Genomic DNA, 21,199 nt, shown 5'->3' with positions numbered 1-21,199 from the left:
AACCCCGCCGCTTAAATAAACAGCAGGGTAGGTTGAACACCTGGCTCACTTTTACTTCGGCACTACGTACAAAACTGGCTCAGTTTCCGGTCGGCGCCAACAACCAGTATGGCGTCATCGCAGGCGGCGCTGGCAACGTCGTTTCTGCGGACTTCGGGCAGATCCTAGGCGGCACCAGCAACACCGCATCCGGCGACTACGCAGTCAACGTTGGCGGGCTGTCCTGCCAGGCCACAGGCAATCGCTCTCGTGTTGGCGGTGCATATGGGTCCACGCGCGGCATTCACATGGCGGATGTATTTGGCACAAGCTCCACGCTTGGCAAGCATCAGCGCGAGAACCATGGACTGCAGGCCAACACCGTGGACGCAACGCCAACGGTTGCCTTCGCTTTCACCGGCTCGCCCAGCACATCAAACCAGGTCACGCTTCAGAACAATTCTGCGATGACGTTCTCTGCCCTGGTCACCGCAAAAAAATCGGGGAGCACTGATACGGCTCACTTCAAGGTGGAGGGGGGGGGCAGTTCGAGGCACGAACGCTGCGGCAACTTCTATCGTGGGGACACCAGTAGTAACCACGCTGGCGGCGGCTGCCGGCGCCAGCGGCTGGGCTGTCGCCGTCACTGCAAACACGACTTTGGGCTGCCTGACGATAACCGTCACTGGAGCGGCAGCCACAACCATCGAATGGGACGTGCAATTGCTCGCCTCTGCTGTTGTCCTTGCATAGACCGCCAGCATTCACCCGCCCCCAACCCGCTTCGGCGGGTTTTTTAACGCCTGAAAGGACGGCATGAAAAGAGATCTCAGCGACATCGTCACCAACGATCCCACGGCATCCGAGTTCGGCGAGCTCAGCGGGCGCGTCGGCAATCTGGAGGAGGGCTTCGATACGTTCAAGTCCGAACTGGCCGACAACACAGCGGCCACGAAGCGCATCGAAGCGAACACGTCAGACCTGGTGGAGGCCTTCTCCAACCTGAAGGGTGCCTTCAAGGTGCTGAACTGGATTGGCAAGTTCGCGAAGCCTTTGGGCTACATCGTCGGCGCCGCGGCTGCAGTGCTGAGTCTGTGGACCGCATTCAAAGCGGGGACGACGATCAAATGAGCGCCAAGACCAAGGTCATCAGCACTATCGTCGTCGCGGGCGCCACTCTGGTGGCGGGCAGTCCGTACCTCATGGGCTTCCTGCAGAAGTGGGAGAGCGGCAAGGCTCGCGTGCTGGTGGTGTACGCCGATGCGCTGGCCGGCGGCCTGCCGACCGTCTGCAATGGTCTCACGCGCCACGTCACCACGACGCCGATCATCGTCGGCCAGCGCTGGACCGATGAGCAGTGCGAGGGCGAAGAGAGGGCCGCTGTCGTCGCCGTGCAGCAGCGCCTGGCGCCGTGCTTCCGCCGCCCGCCGCCGCAGACGGTCTTCGACATGGCCACGAGCCACGCATGGAACCTCGGGTCAGCCGCGACCTGCGGCAGCGGGGCGATGCAGGCTTGGAACCGCGGCGAGTGGGCCCGCGGCTGCCAGCGCATTGCGCGCGGGGATGACGGCCAGTTGGTCTGGTCTTTCGTTCGCGACGGCAAGAACGCGGACGGCTCGCCTCGGTTCAAGTTCGTGCAGGGCCTGGCCAACCGGCGGGCTGACGAGGCCGAGACGTGCGCGGCGTCGTGAGCCCTGGTGCCGCGCAGCCGCGCGATTGGCCCGAGGACCTCGACAAGGCCGCCTGCTGGAACGTCTGCGGCGACTGCAATCGCGTGTTCCTTGGAGTGGCGACGCGCATCCAGTGCCGGGTGTGCGCTGAACGGAGGACGGTATGAGCCTGCTTCCCGACCTCAAGACCCCGCTGCTCTGGGTGCTCGGCCTGGGGCTCGTGGCCGCGCTGGCAACGGCCGGCATTGAGCGCACGCGCGCGGCCGATGCGCGCGCTGACCTTGCAAGCGAAAAGCGCGAACGCGCCCAGGAAGATTCGGCTCGCTACCGCGTGGCGCTGACCGATGCGCTACGCTCGTCCGAAAAGATGGCTGCGCACGCGGCCGCACAACAGGGACTCACCCATGCACTCGCTCAAGAAACCGCTGCTCGTATTGCTGCTGAGCGCAGCAATGGCCAGCTCGCTGCAGGGCTGCGCGACGCCTTCACAGCCTTCGCCGCCCGTGATCGCGAAGAGGCCGCAGCCCACGCCGCTGGCGCGGGAGATTCAGGAGATCGACCCGGCGCCGTCGACAGCCTTTTTGGCGAAGCAGGAGAGCTACTTGCTCGATCTGCAGACCTTCAGGAGGAAGCTCGCAGCATCGTCGCACGGCGAGACAGCGAAGTGAAGGCATTGAAGGCGCAGGTGGAGGCCGACCGGGCGCTTTGCGCGCCGTAGGAGTCGAGCGCGGGCCGTCTCCAACCGCCTTGGCGACCTGCGGCACGCTGAGTCGCCGCCCGATGTATGAACTATCTTCGGATTGACGAATGGGCGGGCCTCGCGCAATCTTCGACGAGGGGAGCATCCGAGGAGATGGGGGGTTGAAATGATGATTCGCATTCGTTTGCGGCGCGCGCGCGTTGCTCTTCAAGGCGAAACAATGGTCATGCTCGTCACATATGGCTCCGTCGGTTTATGGGTGCTCCTCTGGTTTGGTGACTAGCGGGACGACGAAGTGGAGCGCCTGCTTGGCGGCATGTGAATCGACCGTGCGCTGCCGGCTGCAGAATAGTTCATGAGCGCGCCTGCGGCACCCCTCTCAATTGAGGGCGTGTCCAGGGGGAACCAGTATTCCCTTAGCGCATGCGGTTGCGGATTGATCCACTCAGCCCAGCTGGTGTTAGCTTCCTGTCCATGCATTTCTCCACGCTCTCCGAAGTCGGCGTCTCGTGTAAGCAGCGCATGTTCGATGAGGTCTTGTAGCAGGGCCGCCTATCGTCACACGCCTTATCGAAACCGGAGAGAGCTTGTTGCATGTTTTTAACGGGACGAGTCGTGTACTGAGACATATAGGTCTGCGCAGCGTAGGAGCCAAATCCTCCGAACTCGGAATTGCCCATCTGATAGATTGCTGGATTCCAGGAGGTGCTGCCGCTCAGCACCAGCACGATGTCGACTTGAGATTGCCCACAGTCCTGGCCTTGGGGGGATCGCTGCCGACAAGCGATGTAAGCCCCTTCGATGGCTGCAGCCGGGGTGTTGGCGCAGGCGCCGCCCCACCAAGCGCTGTGTATTTGGACCACGGCGCCCCATGCCGGACCGATGCACTCGCGGCCTGCGAGGAGTTTGTAGCTACCAGCGGTCATAGAGCGGTCCTTCGCCCGAGCAGCTTGTACCCGCGCCACCGCCTCTTGTCCGCTAAGGGCAGAAACCATGATTGGCGCATACTCTTCTTGTCCGGTTCCGGTTTCAACAACGAAATAGACGTTGCCGGGTTCCATGTCGGACGGCCAGATAGGGCGCGCGCCGCTACTGGCATTTGTCGCAGGGCTCCCGGCCTTGAGGCGGTTTCTGCTGTTATCCGGGGGCACGGAATTGGCCCCGCTCGCCTGAACCGTTGGGCGTTCAAGAGCATTCAAAGGGTCGCAGTTTCTGCCTCTGGCTCGCTTGCACTCTGCTGAAAGTTGGCGATACGAGTCTAGAAATTCTTTCTTGTGGGCCTCGGTGGCTTTTCCGCAGCCTCGGTGGGCGTATGCGTACAACTTCGCCGCACGCTCGGTGTTTACCTCCAGGGTATTCGGAAGGCTGTTCATTCCTTCCAAATCTTTCGCCATGACTTCGCAGCCGTGAGGCGACGCAATGGAAGTGTCACTTGAGGGGGATGCGTGACCCGGCGAGCCGACCCAAAGCAAGACTGCGAGCGCAAAGAGGTGATTGACCCTCATCCTTATCTCCTCCAACTAGGAATGGCCAAATCTAGTGGAAGGTCTTGTAGACCCAATACCCCATTTGTGGGAGCCCACGGAACCCGGTTGCCACAGTGCCTGAGTCAAGAAAAAGCCCGCACGAAGGCGGGCAAGGCGATCCCCGGAGGAGGGAGGATAGAGAGATGGGAATCGCGAAGTAAGTCTAACGTATTAATTCACGCGCTACGTCAAGTCGGGCTCCGGCGTTCGCGATGCGGTGCTGGGAGGCGTCACGGCGGCCACGCGCAAACGCTCGCCCGGGCGCGAGCCACGGGGATGGCCGTGGGCGCAGGCGTCAAGAACCTGGCACCCGAGTACCTGCAGCGCGCCCGCGTCGATGGTGCGGCGAGCGCTGATGCCGTACATCGTGCAGGTCAGGAGCCTGGCGATGCTGCAATTTCAAAGCTCGCGTTAGCGCCCGACCCGGGCCGAATGCGACGCGGGCAGCCTGGGCGGGCGCATCAGCCTCACCCAGGACCAAAAGCTCGGACTTCCGCCCCCAACGATCCGTAAAGCCAATCGCGGTGGTACAGCAGACCACCACCGTTGCCCTTGCTCATCTTGAGTGCGGAGAGCCGATTCCCTGCGGCCGGATCGAGAAGGACAATGCCCTCTTCCTGCGAGAGCACAGCCACGGCGTTCCCGGCCATGGTCGGCCGTCCACGAATGCTGCCTTCGAAGGCAGCGAACCACACGCTCTGGAGCGAGTGCTTGACCTTGAAGAAAGATCGTTCGCTCTGCAACGAAGCGCAACCAACACGTCCGGAATCTGTGCCGAAGTAGATGCGATCGCCCGCGCTCAGCATCTGACTATCGATCGCCTCCTGATCCTCAAGGTTCAACCGTGCCAGCAGATCGCCCGACTGCAATGAATAGGCTCGCAGAGATCCCCTCGCACCGATGAGGACGGCCCGGTCTTGCACAATCGGCTGAAACAGCCACTCTGCGCTGTCGGCGGCCCATAGCGAACGGCCGCTTGACGTCTCCACGCAATGCAGGCGAACCCCTGCGCCCTCTGCGAGCACCGTGGCATGGACGAGGCGGCCGTTGTTCGTGGAAAGGCCATAGCTGTGCCCATGGTTCTCGAAAGCCCAGGCGATCGAGCCCGTGCGCAGATCGAGGCACCACGTCTTCGACGCACCGCCACCCGTTTCCGCGACTGCGAGGCGATCGCCTGCGACGAGGCAGGGCTTGCCCATGTTGCGATCACCGCATCGGCAGTCCCAAAGTTTCTTTCCGTTGCTGTCGAAGGCGTGGACCGTTCCGGAGAAGCTGCTGACGTACACGGAGCCATCTTGTGCCAGCACAGGCTCATTGATCACATGGGGGATGGTGGTGCGCCAGCGCTCCTCACCGGTCATGCGCTCGAATGCAACGAGCGTGCTCTCGAAAAAATCCGCCTTGTCGTAGTGAAAGGCGACGAGCACCGTATCGGCAGAGGCGACTGGGGCTCTGGTGCCGATCTGGCGCTCTTTCGGCAACCGATATGACCAACTCAATTTCATGCGCACGTTCTCGCGAGTGCATTCAAGATGTCGCCTGCACGCTTGGCAGCGTCGCTCTCGGCGGTGCTCCAGTATGCCCGAGGCCCAGGTCTGCCGAGGAGTAGAAGATGGCTCACAACGAGCGACTTCTATCGTCGAGGCCGAGAGGCGCCCCTGCACTGATTCGACCGTGGTCGGCGCATATGTGCTCTGCTCGCCGCACTGCTGGGTTTCGACCTTTGGAGCCCAAAGACAGCATGCGCCAGCCTGGCGATATGTCGAGGGTCATCATTGAGGGCGATGGCGTGGACGACGTTGCAGGCCATGGTGAACCAATCGCCGTCGAGCTTGCCGTTGCACTGTGCGCGCAGCTCTTCTCGAAATTCGTGCCACCATGCCTCCCGGTCGGTCAGGGCGCGACCGGCGATCACGATGGGGCTGGCGGGCTTCCACATGGGCGGATGCTACTTCGCGATTGGGCGGTTCAACCTGCCGCCTCGAGTGACATCATTGATTCGGCCGCAATTTGGTTGCGAGGTCGCTTTCAGGTTCGGCCGATGCGATGAACTCGGCGCCAAGGATGGTCTTGCGATGGGCCCGCGGCGAGCGGATTCGGTTCTGCTGGCGATCCTGCTCCTCGATCGGGTTCGCTGGGCGGCTCTTCCATAAACGGCAGCTCAAGATCGCCCTTGATGATGCTTGCGTAGGCGACCTGCGTACGGATCGCGTTCACCGTGACGGTCGCGACCTCACAGTACGCGCGCACCTTGGCTAGGTCGGGTGTCGCGGAGGTCCTCAGTTCGTGCATCACTTCGAACAACTCGCTGCGAAGATCAGCCATGCTTTTCACGGTCATAGAGCACTTTCCTAAGGTCGCCAAGAAGGCGGATGGTTTCCTGCAGTGCAGGCGGATATGACCGGTGCTCGGTCATGCGAATTGCGGCCTCGGGGTCTGTGATGAGTTCGAGGTTTTCGTAAGCGCAGTTGCGACGGTCCCCGTCCTTGAACACGAGGCGCGTGCCTTTGGGTGGAAGCGAGCCTGTGTGGTCTTTCCAGACGAGATGGTGTTTTCGTACCCAGACCGCGGCACCGTGGTCATTAACGACCTTCACCATCACATAGGAGTTCACGCCTTGACGGTGCACCTCTGCCCCCACGGGGCTCGGTGTGCCGCGCCAGTGGTATCGACCACTCAGTCCAAGGACGATGGCGATGTGCTTGACGGCCTGCCGACTTCGTCCGGTGCGCTGGGAGATTTCATCGATGCGGCCCAGGGGGTAGAGCTCGCGGACCAGATTCAACTGGTCTTCGGTCCATCGGGTCTTCGGGCGGCTCATGTGGACCGAGTATTCCGATCCCAGGCCCACGCGGTCAGGCTAGTTTTCCGGATTGGCGCTCGCTCTCATGCGAGGCATTCGCGCCCACGCGCGCCCGCAGACTACTTAGCAATTTCGCCTCGGTCAAAGAAGACAAAACTGTCACTCGGGTATTCGTGATTGAGACACATCTGTCGCGCTGAGTACGGATCAAGCACGGCTCGAAACGACGCCCGATTTCACGCGCTCGGCGGAGTCGAGCAGCCGGCGCAGGTCAAGCAGGCAGTCGCCGGGTCCGAGCGCCGCCTGGTGGCTGGCCTGGGCCGCAGCCGCACATATGGCAGGGCTGCTGCGTAAGCGGGCTTCCTAACGCCGTCGACCTTCTAGTCGTCGCGCGACAGGTGCCAAGAGAGCAACTGCGCACGCTCTTTGCGTGAGAGCTCGTAGCTCAAGGTGAGGAATGCGACTTTAGCGGCCTCGCGTCGAGGGCGACCGCTGTTCGACGGGTAGAGCCTGGCTGCCAACCCTGCGACCCATTCGTCGCTTTCTGCCTCGCCCTCGCACCGTTCATAGAACTCGCTAGCAAACTCTTGAAACCACGCCTCCTTGGCGGTCAACGCTGTGCCGTCGATCACAATGGGCTTCTTGGGCTTCCACATGCACAGATGATCGGTGGCGAGTGTCCGCTGCGCCACTATCGAAAATAATAGGAGTGGTCCGTCGCATCACGGATCTCGCGCGGCCAAAACGGCCCGCTTGGCAAGCCAGCACGGGGCTTGTATCAAGCATCCCCCGCGTCCGCAGCAGTGAATACGACGATGGCACATAGCTCTGCCGAAGGAAATGATGTGCGGCAAACGATCTCAGTTCCTCCGACTTTCCAGGCTCAGGCCCGCTACGACAGAAGAGTGCATCGTCGCGGCGTCGAACCCGTCAGATCGTGTCAAGCCCAAGCTGCATGAAAAGATCAAATGTGGGAGTCGGCAACGAGACGCCCCCATCAAAACCGCCGTTGTTCATTGCAAGCCCGGCGGCGCTCAGGGCTAAGAGAAAGGACTTGTCAGCCTTCACTTTTTCCGGGATTTCAGCTTCATAGAAGGGGCGCAGTGATCCTAGTTCGAATGAAGGAAATCGTTCGATGGCAACGGCGAGACGGCGGAGCTCTAACCCTGTGATCTCAGCATCTGCATAGGCTCGAAATGCCATGGCCAGCATGCGCGGCTGCTTCTCGACCGACATCTTGTTCAGCAGGTCGATCAGTACGTCACCGACTCGCCCCCTAAAACTTTCATCAGTGTTCAGTCGATCTACCATCGCCTTGATCTTTTCCTTTTCCTGCCCGTCGAAGCCCTGCAAGAAGGCGTCAATTTTTCGCAAAAAGATCTGGTCGCTGACGGTTTGCCCGCCCTTCCAGAGGGCAACTAGGGTTCCAACCACCGGCACGTCCTTCAGAAATCCGTCGCTCATAAACGTGTCAATGACGAGTTCGGCGTACTCTTTCCCGACCTCAACGAGGCCTTCGTCTCTGAGCACGGTCACCGCCTTAGATGGCTGTTTAGTCATCACGTTCTCTTTCGTAAATATCAGTTGGAGAGCCCCTAGAAACTATCTGACCCACTTCTCAAGGACGATTTCGTCCGTTGGGTGCCTCGGGTTGACTAGTGGGGGACCATGTGCGCTGCCAGAGCGGCTTTGAACTCCAGCATGGCCGCTTCGACCTCATCGTGGGTCTTTTGCGACTGTGCTCGAAAGACGTCAAGGTCGCTTGGAAGCTCTAGCTCTGTCCGTATGGCTACGGCGAGTCGGTCCAATCGATCTGATACATCTTCTCGGAGACTTCGCCTAACAAAATCGCCGTAGGCAAGCTCGGCGCTACTCCGCTGCTGGAAGAGGTGCTGCAATTGCTCTCCGAAAGAGCTGACTTCGTCGAGCGTCATCTTGTGCTGCGCCTGGATCGCTGCAAGCGCGTCGAAGTCCTTGCGTTGGGCTAAATTGAACTGCCGCATAGCCTCGAGATATGTTTCACCTCGCTGTAGCGATTGTGTGCGCAATGTCTCGATAGTTTTGATAGCCGCGATAGTGCCGCCGATGGGAATGACTTTCGTCATTGCGGACATAAAAATGCGCATGTAGACATTGAATGTCTCGCGGGCCAAAACGGCGGTTTCTTGTTCGGCCACAAGGGTAACGCGCTGGATAGATAGCGAAAGGTCGGTGATGGTGGCTAGAACGTCCGAGGAGGCAATATCCTTACTTGCAAGCGCTCCGATAGCTCCTTGAAATTTCACCATCTGACTGACTGCATGGAGATAAACTTCTCGACGCATGGCAACTAGCCGGCCATGCCGATCCTTGGCTGCATCGAGTTCGCGTTCACGAGCAGCTTCAGTGCGTGAGTGCTCACGGTTGCGGTTTTCTTGGTCGACTGAGTGAGCGAGTTCTGCTTTGGTTTTCGCCTCGCTTGCCGCGAGTGAGAGCTTCACTCCATGGAGCGTGGTGCGAGTCGCAACGATCGCTACGATCCCGGCGATCGCCGCTGCAATGATGGTGGGGTTGTCGACTAGGTAGCGGCCTCCCGCCTGCACTGTTTGCAGCCATTCAATCGCCATCGTCTCTCTCCTCGGTTATCTCGCAATCGTAGCGCCCAGACTGTGCAGCGCAGTCCATGGTTTCGTGACGCTCGCAGTTGGTGTCTCTATGATGCGAGCACAACCGAGGAGACGACACGATGCCTGTGACGATCAACACCATCCGGATTTTTAAGTTGGGCCTTCAGCCTTTGCTCATTCTGTCTGAGCGCGAGTCGGGCATCGGCCGCCGCTCGATACATGCCTATCTGATCTGGCCGGAGCGCCTGGAGGGTGGGGCCGAAATTGAGAAGTTGCTTATCGTCTCGATGCCTTACCATGGTCCGCGCAATGATGATCCGACATTGAACGATGCGCTGGAAAATATGCGCCTTGCAGCAGTCGAGGGAGCTAAGCACAAGAGTGCGAAGTTGGCGCAGCACTTCACTCATCTGGCAAATGAGATGACGCTCGAAGACGTCGACATCTTGAAGCTTCGTGCTTGGCGGTCACTCGGTTTCTACCCGGGGCTTGACAATTATCAGGTACTTGACGCATCGGCTGCGCAACGCATCATGTCGCTCGACTCGCCCTACGGCTTTGACGTGCAGTGAACATTGAGTGAGCAATCAGCAACCGATGACCTCAAGTTTCGTTGCGTACATTGACGAGTCAGGGGATGAGGGCTTCACATTCCGAGAAGATGGAACTGGAAGCTCGCGCTGGTTCGTATTGAGTGCTGTAGTGTTTCGCCGGCCGAAGGACCTCGAGACGATCGCCGCGCTGAAGAGGGCAAGAGAACGCATCAAGTGGGAGGCGAAAAAGCCCTTTCATTTCAGCGAGATGAGGCACGAACACCGGCTTGTGCTTCTCGATGAAATCTCGAAGATTGGGTTTCGAACCGTCAGCATCATCAGCTACAAGCCCGACATTCCCAACCCAGAGCATTACCAAGCAAACAAGTGCTTGCTCTATCGCTACCTGACCCGGCTTCTCCTTGAGCGAGTGTCATGGCTCTGTCGAGACCACAGGGTGGAAGGCCAAGGCGATGGCAGCGTGGAGCTGATCTTCTCTGACCGAGCTTCGATGTCGTATGCGGACTTGAGGGAGTACATCGAACTGTTGCGCACGCAGTCCCAGATGAGCGCCAGTATTCAGATTCACTGGCCCGCAGTCATCACGGAGAAAATTCGAGCCGTTGCGCACACGCAGCTTGCGGGGTTGCAGGTAGCCGATGCCGTGGCTACGAGCGTGTACTACGCGATCAAGCTCAGCCGATTCGGAATTTCAGACCCGAGCTACATGACGCGCCTCCGAGGCCAGGTGTACCGCCGGAAGAATCACTGCTTTGGCTACGGCGTCAAGTTCCTGTCGAATCTGGATGACCTGAAAGGAAAAATGCCGCATCTAAGTGCGGCATTTGAAAATTGGTGACAGTCCCCAGCTTCGAGGATCCCACCCGTGAGGGCTGCCCCCTCTCAGGGGCCTCTACAGTTTGCTGCGCTTGACCGTCACCCCAAGTATAGGGCTGCTCAAGGGCGACCTCAAGCAGAGGCTTCGCTTTTGATGGCAAAGATGGTGGAAATGATGGAGCGAATTCTAAAAATCCGCGTGGATGCTGGATAGTTTGCGGACACACTCTCCGCCAGTCACTCTCATCGACGCTCGGGCAGTTCGATATCCTTGCCTATCGATGTACCTATCCGTCGACAGTGTGGCGGGATAAGAGGAGGTGAAGGCAAAAGGGAGCTAAGTCGACTCCTCGTCGAAGTAGTCGCTGTCGAGCTTCGGGACTTTGACGGTCCGGGCAGACACACCAACCTCGTGATCGATCATCAGTTCAGCAAGCCGTGGTCCGTCGACAAGGACGATCCGTTCGACCGACTTCGCGAATTCGATGGCCTGGGTGGTGTAGCTGGAGGTCGTGATAAATACGCCCTTGTTGGCTCGTTGACCAGCCAGTGCCCCGTAGAAGGCCTGAATCTCGGGTCGCCCCACGGTGTTCTGCCAGCGCTTCGCTTGGACATACACCTTTTCAAGCCCGAGCTTGTCCAGCGAAATGATGCCGTCGATTCCTCCGTCACCTGAACCTCCCACGCGCTGTAGGTCCGATCGGCTCGCGCCGTAGCCCATTCGGTGGAGGAGGTCGAGGACTATGGATTCGAAGTATGTGGGCGAGACGGAGGCCAAGGACTCCAGGACTTCGGCCGCTACTGAGTGGCGTAGCTCGGCCAACGCTTGCCCCAGTCTGTCATCTGGGCTTGCTGTCGCCGATCCCTCCGAAGTTGGCTGCGTCAGCTCGGGCGATGCCAATGATTCGCCAGAACTGGGTTTCAGCCGGACATCCATGAATCCAATCGCCAAGCGCTCCACGTCGGTTGCCGATAGCGGGGCCGAATGCTGATGGACGAATGCAATACCTTGATCTGTCAGTTGCCAGAATCCGCGGCGCGGGCTACTGGACAGCCCCGCCCGCTTTAAGCGGTCGTGAGCCCACCCGGCGCGATTTTTGTAGATGGGCTGCGTCCCGCTGGGAAGCAATTCCTGTCGGGCTTCGCTCGAGATGTGCAGGGCGTCAGCCGCCGCTTCATGGGCATCGCGTGCGGGGCTTCCTTCAGGATGCTGCGCGAGGAATCGAAGGACGGGTTCGATGAACTTGTCGTAAGTCGGAACGCTCATAGAGTGACCGCCGTTTGATGGCGGTTGTCCTTCATAGTTATTCGACCAGTTGAGTCGGCCATGCCGACGGCTTGGATGTCTCTGACGTGATCGACGTGGAGTCAATGTGCTGTGCTTGTTCCAGTCAATCATCCTCTCGACCGATGCGAGCTTAGCGGATGGCGCGTCGTGAGGGGCCGTACTAGCCTGCGGTCGCTTGGCCTTCGCGCGTGGCAGGGACGGATCAGCAAGTAGTTCGGGGAGGTTAGGCCGAGGCTATTGGCGATCAGCCAGATGTTGAACACCGAGACGTTGCGCTCGCCTCGCTCCAGCGAGCCGATGTAGTTCACATGCAGGCTTGCGCGTTCGGCCAGTTCCTCTGGCGTCATAAGTTTCTCATGGCGGTGCGGGCGTCGCTACCAGCTATTTGCCGGCAGCGGGGTCAGTGGTTGCGGGACGCACTCGATGCACCGCTAAGATCGCAGCCGATGGCAACCACTGAAGAACGATGACCAAAGACGAAGCGATCACCAGCGACCTGAACTACGCAGACACACTCTGGAAGGCCGCTGACACCCTCCGCGGTCAAGTCGATGCAGCGGAATACAAGCATGTCGTCCTGGGCTTGCTCTTTCTCAAGTACATCTCCGACAGTTTCGAGGGCCGTCGCGACGATCTGCGGGCCGAACTAACGAACGACGGAATCAAAGGCGAACAGCTCGAGCGCCTTCTCGAATCCCGCGACGAGTACACTGCTGAGCGGGTGTTCTGGGTGCCGCCAGAGGCGCGATGGTCGAACATCCAGAACCAGGCGACGCGCCCCGACATCGCCACGCTGATCGACGACGCCATCCTCGCGGTGGAGCGGGACAACGCCAATCTCAAGGGTAAGCTCCCCCGCGACTACGCTCGCCGCGGCATTGAGCCGGTCAAGATGGCCGGGTTGATCAATCTCATCGCTGACATCGGGTTCAAGGGCAGTCGCGGACGAGCCCGCGACATGTTGGGCCGAGTCTACGAGTACTTCCTCGGAAAGTTCGCCTCTGCCGAGGGTAAGCTGGGCGGTGAGTTCTACACGCCTCGCAGCGTGGTGCGCGTGCTGGTTGAAATGCTGGAGCCCTACGAAGGCCGCATCTACGACCCTGCTTGCGGCAGCGGCGGCATGTTCGTCCAATCGGAGAAATTCGTCGAAGCGCACGGCGGCCAGCGCACCGACGTATCCATCTTTGGGCAGGAGAGCAACCCCACAACATGGCGCTTGGCGCACATGAACCTTGCCATCCACGGCATCGAGGCCAAGCTTGGCGATCAGCCCGCTGACACGTTCCTGCGCAACCAGCACCCCGACCTGAAGGCCGACTTTGTTCTCGCCAACCCTCCGTTCAATGTGAGCGACTGGTCCGGCCAACTGTTGCGTGGCGACAGGCGCTGGGCATACGGCGACCCGCCGGTCGGCAACGCTAACTACGCTTGGATCCAGCACTTCATTCACCACCTCGCCTATCCGAACGGCAAGGGTGGGGGCGCGGCCGGGTTCGTGATGGCGAACGGCAGCTTGTCGAGCAACACCGGCGGCGAAGGCGAGATCCGCCGCAAGATCATCGAGGCCGACCTTGTTGATTGCATCGTCGCGCTGCCCGCGCAGCTCTTCTTCACCACCGGGATTCCGGTGTGCTTGTGGTTTCTCACCCGCGACAAGACCGGCCACAACATCCGTCGTGGCACGCCGAACCGCCCCGGGGGCCGTGCGGGCGAAACTCTCTTTATCGATGCCCGCAAGCTTGGGACGATGGAGACCCGCGTGCTGCGCGTGCTCGCTGGCACCGAAGATGCCGAGAGCGTCCCTGGCACGGGCGACCCGCTGCCCGCATCCGACGTTGGTCGCATCGTCTACGCCTACCGCCGCTGGCGCGGCGAGCCCTCCCCAGAGTGGTGGGACGAGGACGAGCACGGCGTGTGGTCGTTTGCGCCGACCCCCGGCTTCGCCAAGCCCGCGAAGCTCGACGAAATTGCCAAGCACGGCCACGTCCTCACTCCTGGCCGCTACGTCGGCACGGAGGAGCAAGAGGTCGATGCAGAGCCGTTCGCCGAGAAGTACCCACGGCTAGTGGCGGAGCTGGAGCAACAGCTGGCGGAGGGGGCCCGGTTGGCGAATGTCATACGGCAACGGCTTTCAGAGGTAAGCGATGCGGACTGACGGTCGACCGGCTTGGCCAAGCTTCGCTCTGACGGATGTTTTCGACATCCGGTCCGGCTTGTCGAAGCCAGCGTCCGAATTCGGGTCGGGCTTTCCGTTCGTTACTTTTAAGGACGTACTCGACAACTACTTCTTGCCCGAGCAGCTTGGAAGCCTTGTGCGATCAAGCGAGACGGAACGAGAACTATCCGATGTTCGGCGCGGCGATGTTTTCCTCACCAGGACGAGTGAAACGCAGGAAGACCTGGGGATGAGTAGCGTCGCATTGCGAGACTACGAAGGCGCTACGTTCAATGGCTTTACGAAGAGGCTGAGGCCAAAGAGTACCCAGCAGATCGTTCCCGAGTACGCGGCCTATTACCTTCGCAGTCCACTGTTTCGCGGTGAGATGAGCGGGTTCTCATCGTTATCAACGCGAGCCAGCTTGAATAATGACATGCTGAGCCGGCTTCAGATCGTCTTGCCGGATCGAAAGATTCAGGAAGGGATTGGGTACACGCTGCGCTCGCTAGACGACAAGATCGGGCAGAACCATCGAACGTGTCGGTCATTGGAGGAGTTGGCGCGGGCCACGTTCAAGGCGTGGTTTGTAGACTTCGAGCCGGTCAAGGTCAAGGCCGCCGGGCAGACCAGTTTCCCGGGCATGCCCCCCGCTGCTTTCGCCGCCCTTCCTGATCGCCTAGTCGACTCACCGCTCGGACTGGTGCCGCAGGGGTGGGAGATACGACCGATTGGGGATCTCGTGACGGTTAAGGGTGGGGGCACGCCAAGTACGAAAGTCGCCGAGTATTGGGACGGAGGCATTCACTTCTGGGCGACGCCGAAAGATCTCTCGGGTCTGCAAGACCCAGTGCTGCTCGAAACCAACCGACGCATTACCAACGCGGGGGCTGCATGCATCAGTTCCGGCGTTTTGCAAAAGAACACGGTGCTGTTGTCGTCGCGTGCGCCGGTCGGATACACCGCTCTAGCTAAAGTGCCCGTGGCAGTGAACCAGGGGTTCATTGCGATGACATGCAATGGACCGCTTCCCCCACATTACGTGCTTCACTGGACCAGATCCATGCTCGGAGAAATCAAATCACGAGCGAGCGGCACGACCTTTCCCGAAATCAGTAAAGGTGCGTTCCGTCCGATACCAGCCATTCTGCCTTCCGTCGTCGTAGTGCAAGCATTCGAGAACTTCACGGCGAGTTTGTTCGATCTTATTGAAGCGAATGCACGAGAGTCTTTCTCACTCAAAGATATGAGAAGCTATCTGCTCCCGCGATTAATGACTGGCGCGGTGAAGGTACGCCCATGAGCGATTCGTCTGCGAGAGACCACGCCGAACCGGATTCCAAGAGTCCAGCCGAAGCATTGCTCCAGTGGCGTGAGACGCGCGACGCGGATCGTTACCGCCAATGGTGCTTAGATGCATTCGAAGGATATGTCAGGGTTGGTGAGCATGAGTTTCATCCGGCCGAAGTTCTGCGCCTTAGGTCAGACGTGGTCGATAAAACAATAGCGGAGTGCAAATCTCAACTCTTGGAACAAGATGACGAAACGATCTGCAGTCAGTTTCCTTCGCCCCTCGCAATCCCCTATCAACAAGCCATCTCCGGACCGCGCGATCCTCTGCGTCGATTGACACGTATGCGCGACACGTGGGAGGGGTTGATCAATTTACTCTCCGCTATGGTAATTGCTGAGGCCAAAATAGTTGGGGTAGGCGTACCTCCCGTACAGGTGATCGAGTCGGCTTCGAGGCGCGCTATCAAACACAAGGATTTGCGGAGCGACAAGATTTCCATTCGTATTGGCATGATAGAAGGAATACTTGAAAGCTGGCGAGGCTCCGGCGTACGGGCAGTCTTGGCTGACTTGATTCCGATTGGACTTCCCGCTGAACTGCGTCGTCTAAATTCGGTGCGCAATGGATTCTCGCATTTGGGCACGCTCTCGGACATGCAAGCAACCCACTTGGTCGAGGAGAGTCGGCCCATACTGCACGACGCACTAGTGGACTGCCTTTTCCTAGCTGATACGCAGCTTGTTCGTCTAATTAAAATGACACCAGGATCTCCACCTTCAGCGGAAGTGGACAGGTTAAACGGCCACTCGACAGCACGCCATGTCAGCGACTTGGAATTGGATGCAGATGCGCAAAAAGTTGTGATGCAAGCGGGGAAAGTTGGATCCTACGACCGCGTACTCGCAAAAGTACGTTCACGGTGTCTTGATTTGTCTCCATATTTCTATGCTTGCGATGACGACTCGGGACATCACACCCGTATCGCGTTCTTTAAGAAGCGAGCGGCGGGTATGTGCCACCTAGAAGTAGTTGGTGACTCTCTTCCTCTGATGTCAGCGGCAACTCTCCACGCTCACGAGTTCGCCCACTGCGAAGTCGCGGTGGTCGGGAGCCAGGGGGGTGTCGGCGATGATTAGTATTTCCGAGCGCTTCATCGAGGAGGAATCTGCCCGAATATTCGAAAAAATGGGGATTCATTGCGAACTGACGCTAGGCCTCGACTTCGACAATCGTGAGCGCCCAGACATCAGCAGTGGTGTTCTTCCGCGTCGACTCGTTGACCGCGTGCAAAGTATTAATCCAAGTCTGCCGCACTCGATCAGCGCGGAAGTTTCGTTGGAGGCCAGACGACCGCCTCACCCCACGCTCATAGAGAACAACCGCTGGTTTCACGATCTGCTCACCAGTGGCGTGCCCGTCGAGTACAAGGACACCGTCACGGGAGAGACGCGCGGCGGGCGGATGCGGTTGATCGACTTTGATAACCCCGCAAACAACGACTTCTTGGTCGTGCGGCAGCTCACCGTCGCAGGGACAAACGGCAAGACCATTCGGCCGGACTTGGTTTTGTATGTCAACGGCTTGCCGCTGGTCGTGATCGAGCTGAAGGATCCGGCCAACACTGCGGCAACGTTGGACACCGCAATTGACCAGCTCGAGCGGTACAAGACTATGGCGCCCGATCTGTTCGTGCCAAACCTACTGCTGGTCGCCAGCGATGGGCTGCTAACCCGGGTGGGGAGCATCACCAGTGGTCGGCAGCGCTTCACGCCGTGGCGACCTGCAAATGGCGGCGAGCCGACTCTGGAGGCATTGATCCGCGAGCTGCTGAATCCAGTGGCGCTATTGGACTATCTGCGGTCTTGCGTAGCGTTCGAAGAGGACGAGCGTGGGAATATCGTCAAGAAGGTGGCGGGATATCACCAGTTCCGCGCAATGCGTAAGGCACGGGCTAGCGTGGTTGGAGCGATCAAGTCGCCGGACCGCAGTGACGATGCGGCAGGCAAGGGCGGAGTCGTCTGGCACACGCAAGGCAGCGGCAAGAGCCTGACGATGCTGATGCTGGCCGGCACGCTGGTACGCGCGGCGGAGATGGCCAATCCGACGGTGTTGATCGTCACCGACCGCAACGACCTGGACGACCAGCTCTTCGACACTTTCGCGATGGGCCGCGCGCTGCTGCGGCAACACCCGGTACAGGCTGACAGCCGTGAGCACCTACGGCAACTGCTAGACCGGGCCAGCGGCGGGGTGGTGTTCACGACGATCCATAAGTTCACCGAGGCGCACGGCACGATCAGTGAGCGGGCGAATGTCGTCGCGATGGCGGACGAAGCGCACCGCAGCCAGTACGGCTTCGTCGAAGGCGGGGCGCGGTGGATGCGCGAGGCACTCCCCAACGCGACCTTCGTCGGTTTCACCGGCACCCCATTGACGGCTGGCGACCGTGTCACCCGGAATGTGTTTGGCGAGTACGCCGACGTCTACGACATTCGTCAAGCGGTGGCTGACGGCGCGACAGTGCCGATTTACTACGAGCCGCGTATCGTAAAGCTCTCGATCGACGAAGCAGGCGCAAAGCAGGCGGAGGCAAGAATCGCGCAGTACGCGACCCGCGACGAGAACGGGCAGGAGACGCCAGAGAGCATTCGCATTCCGCTGGAGGAGCTGTATGGCGCACCAGAGCGGCTGGAGCGCGTAGCGAGGTTCGTTGCCGATCATTGGGACGAGCGCCGCGCCGCGATGGAAGGTAAGGCGATGCTCGTAACAATGAGCCGCGATATCGCCGCTCGGCTGTACGACGAGATCCGCAAATTGCATCCGGCGTGGCACGACGAGGACGACGCGAAGGGTGCGATGAAGGTCATCATGTCCAGCGGATCGGACGACCCAGAGTACATGGCGCTACACGCGCGGAGTAAGGCGCAACGCAAGCTATTGGCGGACCGGTTCAAGGACCCGGTCGACGATTTCCGGCTGGCGATCGTCGTGGACATGTGGCTCACCGGTTTCGATGTGCCCAGCGCGCACACGATGTACTTAGACAAACCCCTGGCCGGGCACAATCTGATGCAGGCCATTGCGCGCGTGAACCGCGTGTACGGTGAGAAGCCCGGCGGCTTGGTCGTGGACCTGATCGGACTTGCCGACCCGCTAGCGGACGCGCTGGCGACCTACGCGAACGCGACGGGTGAGACAGATAAGCCGGTTCAGGAACTACAGGACGAGGCGATCCCGGCCATGCAGTCGGCCTTTGAGCAACTGCGCGCCTTCTTCCACGACTTCAACTATGTGGCGGCGTTACACGTAGCGCCCGCGGACGTGTTGCGTGTGTACCTGGGTGCCATCGACCACGTGCTGGACATGAAGCACAACGTGGGCGACGAAACTGGCTGGCAGCGGTTTGGCGACATGGTAAAGCGGCTGGCGACGGCGTTCGCATTGGCCGTGCCACGGGAGGAAACACGGGAAGTCGCGCCGCACTTGGCGTTCTTCCAGCGCGTGGTGGCGATGATCCGCAAGCGGCTCACCGACGAGCGCGGACCAGCAGATGGACGAAGCGATGGATCTGCCGACATCGATGCCGCTGTCCGGCAGGTGATCGGCGGTGCGGTGAATGCGGGCGAGGTGATCGACCTGTTCGCCGCCGCCGGGCTCGACACAGCGCGGCTGGACATTCTCAGCGACGAGTTTCTGGAACGGGTGTCTGCCCTGGAGCAGAAGAACTTGGCGCTGGAAACGCTGCGCAAACTGCTGGCCGACCAGATTAAGCTCAGTGAACGGTCCAATCTCGTGCAAGCGCAGAAGTTCCGTGTGGCGCTAGAGAAAGCGATGCTCAGCTACACGAACAAGCAGATCACGACAGCCCAAATGATCGCGCAGTTGCTAGAACTGGCGAAGTGGGTCCGCGAAGCAAAGCGACATGGGCAAGACCTTGGCCTGAGCGACGAGGAGACGGCGTTCTACGATGCTTTGGCGGAAAACGGATCCGCCAAAGAGGTTATGAGGTCAGACCAGCTTCGCTTGATGGCTCGAGAGCTGGCGGAAATGGTGAAGAAGATGCCTCGGCTTGATTGGACCCAGCGGGAGAGCGTACGGGCCGATCTGCGGCGCAAGGTTCGTCGGTTGCTGGCGATGTACGGCTATCCGCCGGACCTTTCAGAGGAAGCAGCACAGCTCGTGCTCAAGCAGGCAGAGTTGTCGACCGGGCGCAGCACATAGTCAGTCACATGAAGACGGCCGATTGAGGACTTCATGGCAGCGAAATTGCTTGATTGAAACTTGACGCATGCCGCTCGGACGGCTGCGTCTGTATCGGGTCACGGGCGAAGTCGACCCACACGTGTTGGCGTGGGCTGTGAGTGGCTGTCTGCCGCAAGTTGCCGGCCGGAAAAATGGCTCGAGCGGCAACTCACGCTGCAAAGCGGCATACGGACTCAATTGTGCGATTGAGCGAGTTCGGGTGCGACGCACTGATGGTGCCGACGATTGCCCGCCTTCGATGGAGCGCGCATATATGAGTTGGTATGACACGTTTTGGCGTCTCCGCCTGATGGTCACTCGATGTGTGGGGGCGAGACGAATTGACGAGATGCTCGACTGCGGGCCCGAAAGCTCGTTATTGCTGCGAATGATCGGAGGAGAAAGAAAAACGCCCGCGCAACCCGCATGAGGCCTAGATATCTTGTAGGCGCTTTCTGCCATTAGCCTCTATTCATGCGGGCTCGTGATTTGGGGCAAGCCACTTGCCCCCTCACCCACCCTACCTCCCCGACTCATACCACCGCACCAGAATGCGCGTCCCAGCCGCAGCCTCAAACTGCTGCCAAGCCAACACCGCATTCCCCACTTCATTCATCGCCAGATCCGGCGAAGTCGCAATCTCGTCTGTGCCCTCCTGAGCCACAGGCGTCCCCCAGCCATCCGCCGACGTGTGCCGGGCCGCATAGAGATCGCTCGTCCCCACCCCATTCCCCTGCGCCCACGCCACCAACGTAAGCGCGCAGTGAAGTCATCTTGATCGCGTGAGAGCCGACAGGCATCGTGTCCGCGATGAATGATGTGGACACGATAGATGGTGTGGTTAAGCGGGCCACCCGTCGCAAGCACAGCGTGCAACTCAAGGCCGAGGTCCTGGAGGCGTGCCGGCAACCGGATGCCTCTGCCGCAGCGATCGCGAGGTTGTACAACCTGAACGCGAACGTGGTGCACCGGTGGCGTGCCGACGATCGGAAGGCGGCCGCGTCGAAGGCGGCCGAAGCTCCGACCTTGCCGATGCCCGGTTTCATCGCACTCGATGTGCAGCCCGAAGCCGAGGTGCCCATGCGCGACATCCGCGTTGAACTGAAGAGAGGCAGCGCCACCGCAGTCGTGTACTGGCCGGTGGAGTCGGCTTCGTCGTGCGCAGCCTGGCTGCGCGAATGGCTGCGTTGATCCGCATTGACGCCGTGTGGCTGGCCACCGAGCCGATCGACATGCGAGCCGGGACGGAGACGGCGCTGGCGCGTGTCGTGAAGGTCTTCGGGGCCGCGCACCCGCACCACGCCTACCTGTTCGCCAACCGGCGGGCCAACCGCATGAAGGTCCTCGTGCACGATGGCATTGGTCTCTGGCTGTGCGCACGTCGATTGAACCAGGGTCGATTCCTATGGGCCAACGCGAGCCTGGGCACGCAGATGGCGATGACGCGTGAGCAGCTTGATGCGCTCGTGCTTGGGCTGCCCTGGCAGCGCGTAGGTTCAGCAGGCATCATCACCGTGGTGTGATCGCGCGGCAGCCGTGCAATTGCGGCAAACGCCGATGACAGTC

Annotated in this window: 21 protein-coding genes; 12 read left to right on the top strand and 9 right to left on the bottom strand. The window is 60.1% G+C overall.

The genetic code is table 11. The annotated features are described in order from the left end of the window. The first annotated feature begins 32 nt into the window (after positions 1–32). From ACAM42_RS27030 to ACAM42_RS27015, 4 genes are all read left to right on the top strand, one after another. Complete coding sequence (locus ACAM42_RS27030; RefSeq protein WP_369629982.1) at positions 33–779, top strand: hypothetical protein; 747 nt, start codon at positions 33–35, stop codon at positions 777–779. Between the two features lie 16 nt (positions 780–795). Then, complete coding sequence (locus ACAM42_RS27025) at positions 796–1,110, top strand: hypothetical protein (protein WP_369629981.1); 315 nt, start codon at positions 796–798, stop codon at positions 1,108–1,110. Then, positions 1,107–1,670 carry a lysozyme gene (locus ACAM42_RS27020; RefSeq protein ID WP_369629980.1) on the top strand — a complete coding sequence of 188 codons (564 nt, stop codon included), beginning with the start codon at positions 1,107–1,109 and terminating at the stop codon, positions 1,668–1,670. Before ACAM42_RS27025 ends, ACAM42_RS27020 begins: the two co-directional genes overlap by 4 nt. A gap of 142 nt (positions 1,671–1,812) precedes the next feature. Next, positions 1,813–2,367: a hypothetical protein gene (locus ACAM42_RS27015; RefSeq protein ID WP_369629979.1), complete on the top strand. Its 555-nt coding sequence runs from the start codon at positions 1,813–1,815 to the stop codon at positions 2,365–2,367. A gap of 398 nt (positions 2,368–2,765) precedes the next feature. On the opposite strand, the gene ACAM42_RS27010 is transcribed toward ACAM42_RS27015, so the two are convergent. The 7 genes from ACAM42_RS27010 to ACAM42_RS26980 all read right to left on the bottom strand — a co-directional run bounded on the left by ACAM42_RS27010 (position 2,766) and on the right by ACAM42_RS26980 (position 9,284). Beyond that, positions 2,766–3,743, bottom strand: a complete 978-nt coding sequence (locus ACAM42_RS27010; RefSeq protein WP_369629978.1) for a hypothetical protein — start codon at positions 3,741–3,743, stop codon at positions 2,766–2,768. A 599-nt stretch (positions 3,744–4,342) separates the two neighbouring features. Beyond that, complete coding sequence (locus tag ACAM42_RS27005; protein WP_369629977.1) at positions 4,343–5,380, bottom strand: PQQ-binding-like beta-propeller repeat protein; 1,038 nt, start codon at positions 5,378–5,380, stop codon at positions 4,343–4,345. Positions 5,381–5,903: 523 nt separating this feature from the next. Then, the gene (locus ACAM42_RS27000; protein WP_369629976.1) at positions 5,904–6,215 is read right to left on the bottom strand and encodes a hypothetical protein; all 312 of its coding nucleotides are present in this window, start codon (positions 6,213–6,215) and stop codon (positions 5,904–5,906) included. After that, the gene (locus ACAM42_RS26995; RefSeq protein ID WP_369629975.1) at positions 6,193–6,696 is read right to left on the bottom strand and encodes an HNH endonuclease; all 504 of its coding nucleotides are present in this window, start codon (positions 6,694–6,696) and stop codon (positions 6,193–6,195) included. The genes ACAM42_RS27000 and ACAM42_RS26995 overlap by 23 nt, the downstream gene beginning before the upstream one ends. Before the next feature lie 362 nt (positions 6,697–7,058). Beyond that, positions 7,059–7,334 (bottom strand): hypothetical protein, encoded by a 276-nt coding sequence (locus ACAM42_RS26990; RefSeq protein WP_369629974.1) that lies wholly within the window; start codon positions 7,332–7,334, stop codon positions 7,059–7,061. 274 nt (positions 7,335–7,608) lie between these two features. Next, positions 7,609–8,238 (bottom strand): hypothetical protein, encoded by a 630-nt coding sequence (locus ACAM42_RS26985; protein ID WP_369629973.1) that lies wholly within the window; start codon positions 8,236–8,238, stop codon positions 7,609–7,611. Positions 8,239–8,333: 95 nt separating this feature from the next. Continuing rightward, positions 8,334–9,284 carry a hypothetical protein gene (locus tag ACAM42_RS26980; protein ID WP_369629972.1) on the bottom strand — a complete coding sequence of 317 codons (951 nt, stop codon included), beginning with the start codon at positions 9,282–9,284 and terminating at the stop codon, positions 8,334–8,336. Positions 9,285–9,403: 119 nt separating this feature from the next. Here ACAM42_RS26980 and ACAM42_RS26975 point away from each other — a divergent pair, with 119 nt between their 5' ends. Continuing rightward, a complete protein-coding gene (locus tag ACAM42_RS26975) occupies positions 9,404–9,856 on the top strand; it encodes a hypothetical protein (protein ID WP_369629971.1) in 453 nt (150 codons plus the stop codon). 7 nt (positions 9,857–9,863) lie between these two features. Further along, a complete protein-coding gene (locus ACAM42_RS26970; protein WP_369629970.1) occupies positions 9,864–10,676 on the top strand; it encodes a DUF3800 domain-containing protein in 813 nt (270 codons plus the stop codon). Between the two features lie 315 nt (positions 10,677–10,991). Here ACAM42_RS26970 and ACAM42_RS26965 read toward each other — a convergent pair whose 3' ends face one another. Both ACAM42_RS26965 and ACAM42_RS26960 read right to left on the bottom strand, forming a co-directional pair. Further along, positions 10,992–11,921, bottom strand: coding sequence for a restriction endonuclease (locus ACAM42_RS26965; RefSeq protein ID WP_369629969.1), 930 nt, complete (start codon positions 11,919–11,921; stop codon positions 10,992–10,994). A gap of 128 nt (positions 11,922–12,049) precedes the next feature. Then, the gene (locus ACAM42_RS26960; RefSeq protein ID WP_369629968.1) at positions 12,050–12,289 is read right to left on the bottom strand and encodes a helix-turn-helix domain-containing protein; all 240 of its coding nucleotides are present in this window, start codon (positions 12,287–12,289) and stop codon (positions 12,050–12,052) included. A gap of 119 nt (positions 12,290–12,408) precedes the next feature. Here ACAM42_RS26960 and ACAM42_RS26955 point away from each other — a divergent pair, with 119 nt between their 5' ends. The 6 genes from ACAM42_RS26955 (at position 12,409) to tnpB (ending at position 21,156) form a co-directional block, all read left to right on the top strand. Continuing rightward, positions 12,409–14,097, top strand: a complete 1,689-nt coding sequence (locus tag ACAM42_RS26955) for an N-6 DNA methylase (RefSeq protein ID WP_369629967.1) — start codon at positions 12,409–12,411, stop codon at positions 14,095–14,097. After that, positions 14,087–15,400 (top strand): restriction endonuclease subunit S, encoded by a 1,314-nt coding sequence (locus tag ACAM42_RS26950; RefSeq protein ID WP_369629966.1) that lies wholly within the window; start codon positions 14,087–14,089, stop codon positions 15,398–15,400. The genes ACAM42_RS26955 and ACAM42_RS26950 overlap by 11 nt, the downstream gene beginning before the upstream one ends. Continuing rightward, entirely contained in the window at positions 15,397–16,527 is a 1,131-nt protein-coding gene (locus ACAM42_RS26945; protein ID WP_369629965.1) for a hypothetical protein, read from the top strand. Before ACAM42_RS26950 ends, ACAM42_RS26945 begins: the two co-directional genes overlap by 4 nt. Beyond that, positions 16,520–19,612 (top strand): type I restriction endonuclease subunit R, encoded by a 3,093-nt coding sequence (locus tag ACAM42_RS26940; protein ID WP_369632807.1) that lies wholly within the window; start codon positions 16,520–16,522, stop codon positions 19,610–19,612. Before ACAM42_RS26945 ends, ACAM42_RS26940 begins: the two co-directional genes overlap by 8 nt. An 831-nt stretch (positions 19,613–20,443) precedes the next feature. Next, the gene (locus tag ACAM42_RS26935) at positions 20,444–20,824 is read left to right on the top strand and encodes a transposase (RefSeq protein ID WP_369629538.1); all 381 of its coding nucleotides are present in this window, start codon (positions 20,444–20,446) and stop codon (positions 20,822–20,824) included. Then, positions 20,812–21,156, top strand: a complete 345-nt coding sequence (tnpB, locus tag ACAM42_RS26930; RefSeq protein ID WP_369629537.1) for an IS66 family insertion sequence element accessory protein TnpB — start codon at positions 20,812–20,814, stop codon at positions 21,154–21,156. Before ACAM42_RS26935 ends, tnpB begins: the two co-directional genes overlap by 13 nt. Positions 21,157–21,199 lie beyond the last annotated feature (43 nt).

The organism is Variovorax sp. V35, assembly GCF_041154465.1.
Taxonomy (GTDB): domain Bacteria; phylum Pseudomonadota; class Gammaproteobacteria; order Burkholderiales; family Burkholderiaceae_C; genus Variovorax; species Variovorax boronicumulans.
The sequence above is the reverse complement of the archived record's forward strand: the minus strand, read 5'-3'. Positions and strand labels throughout refer to the sequence as shown.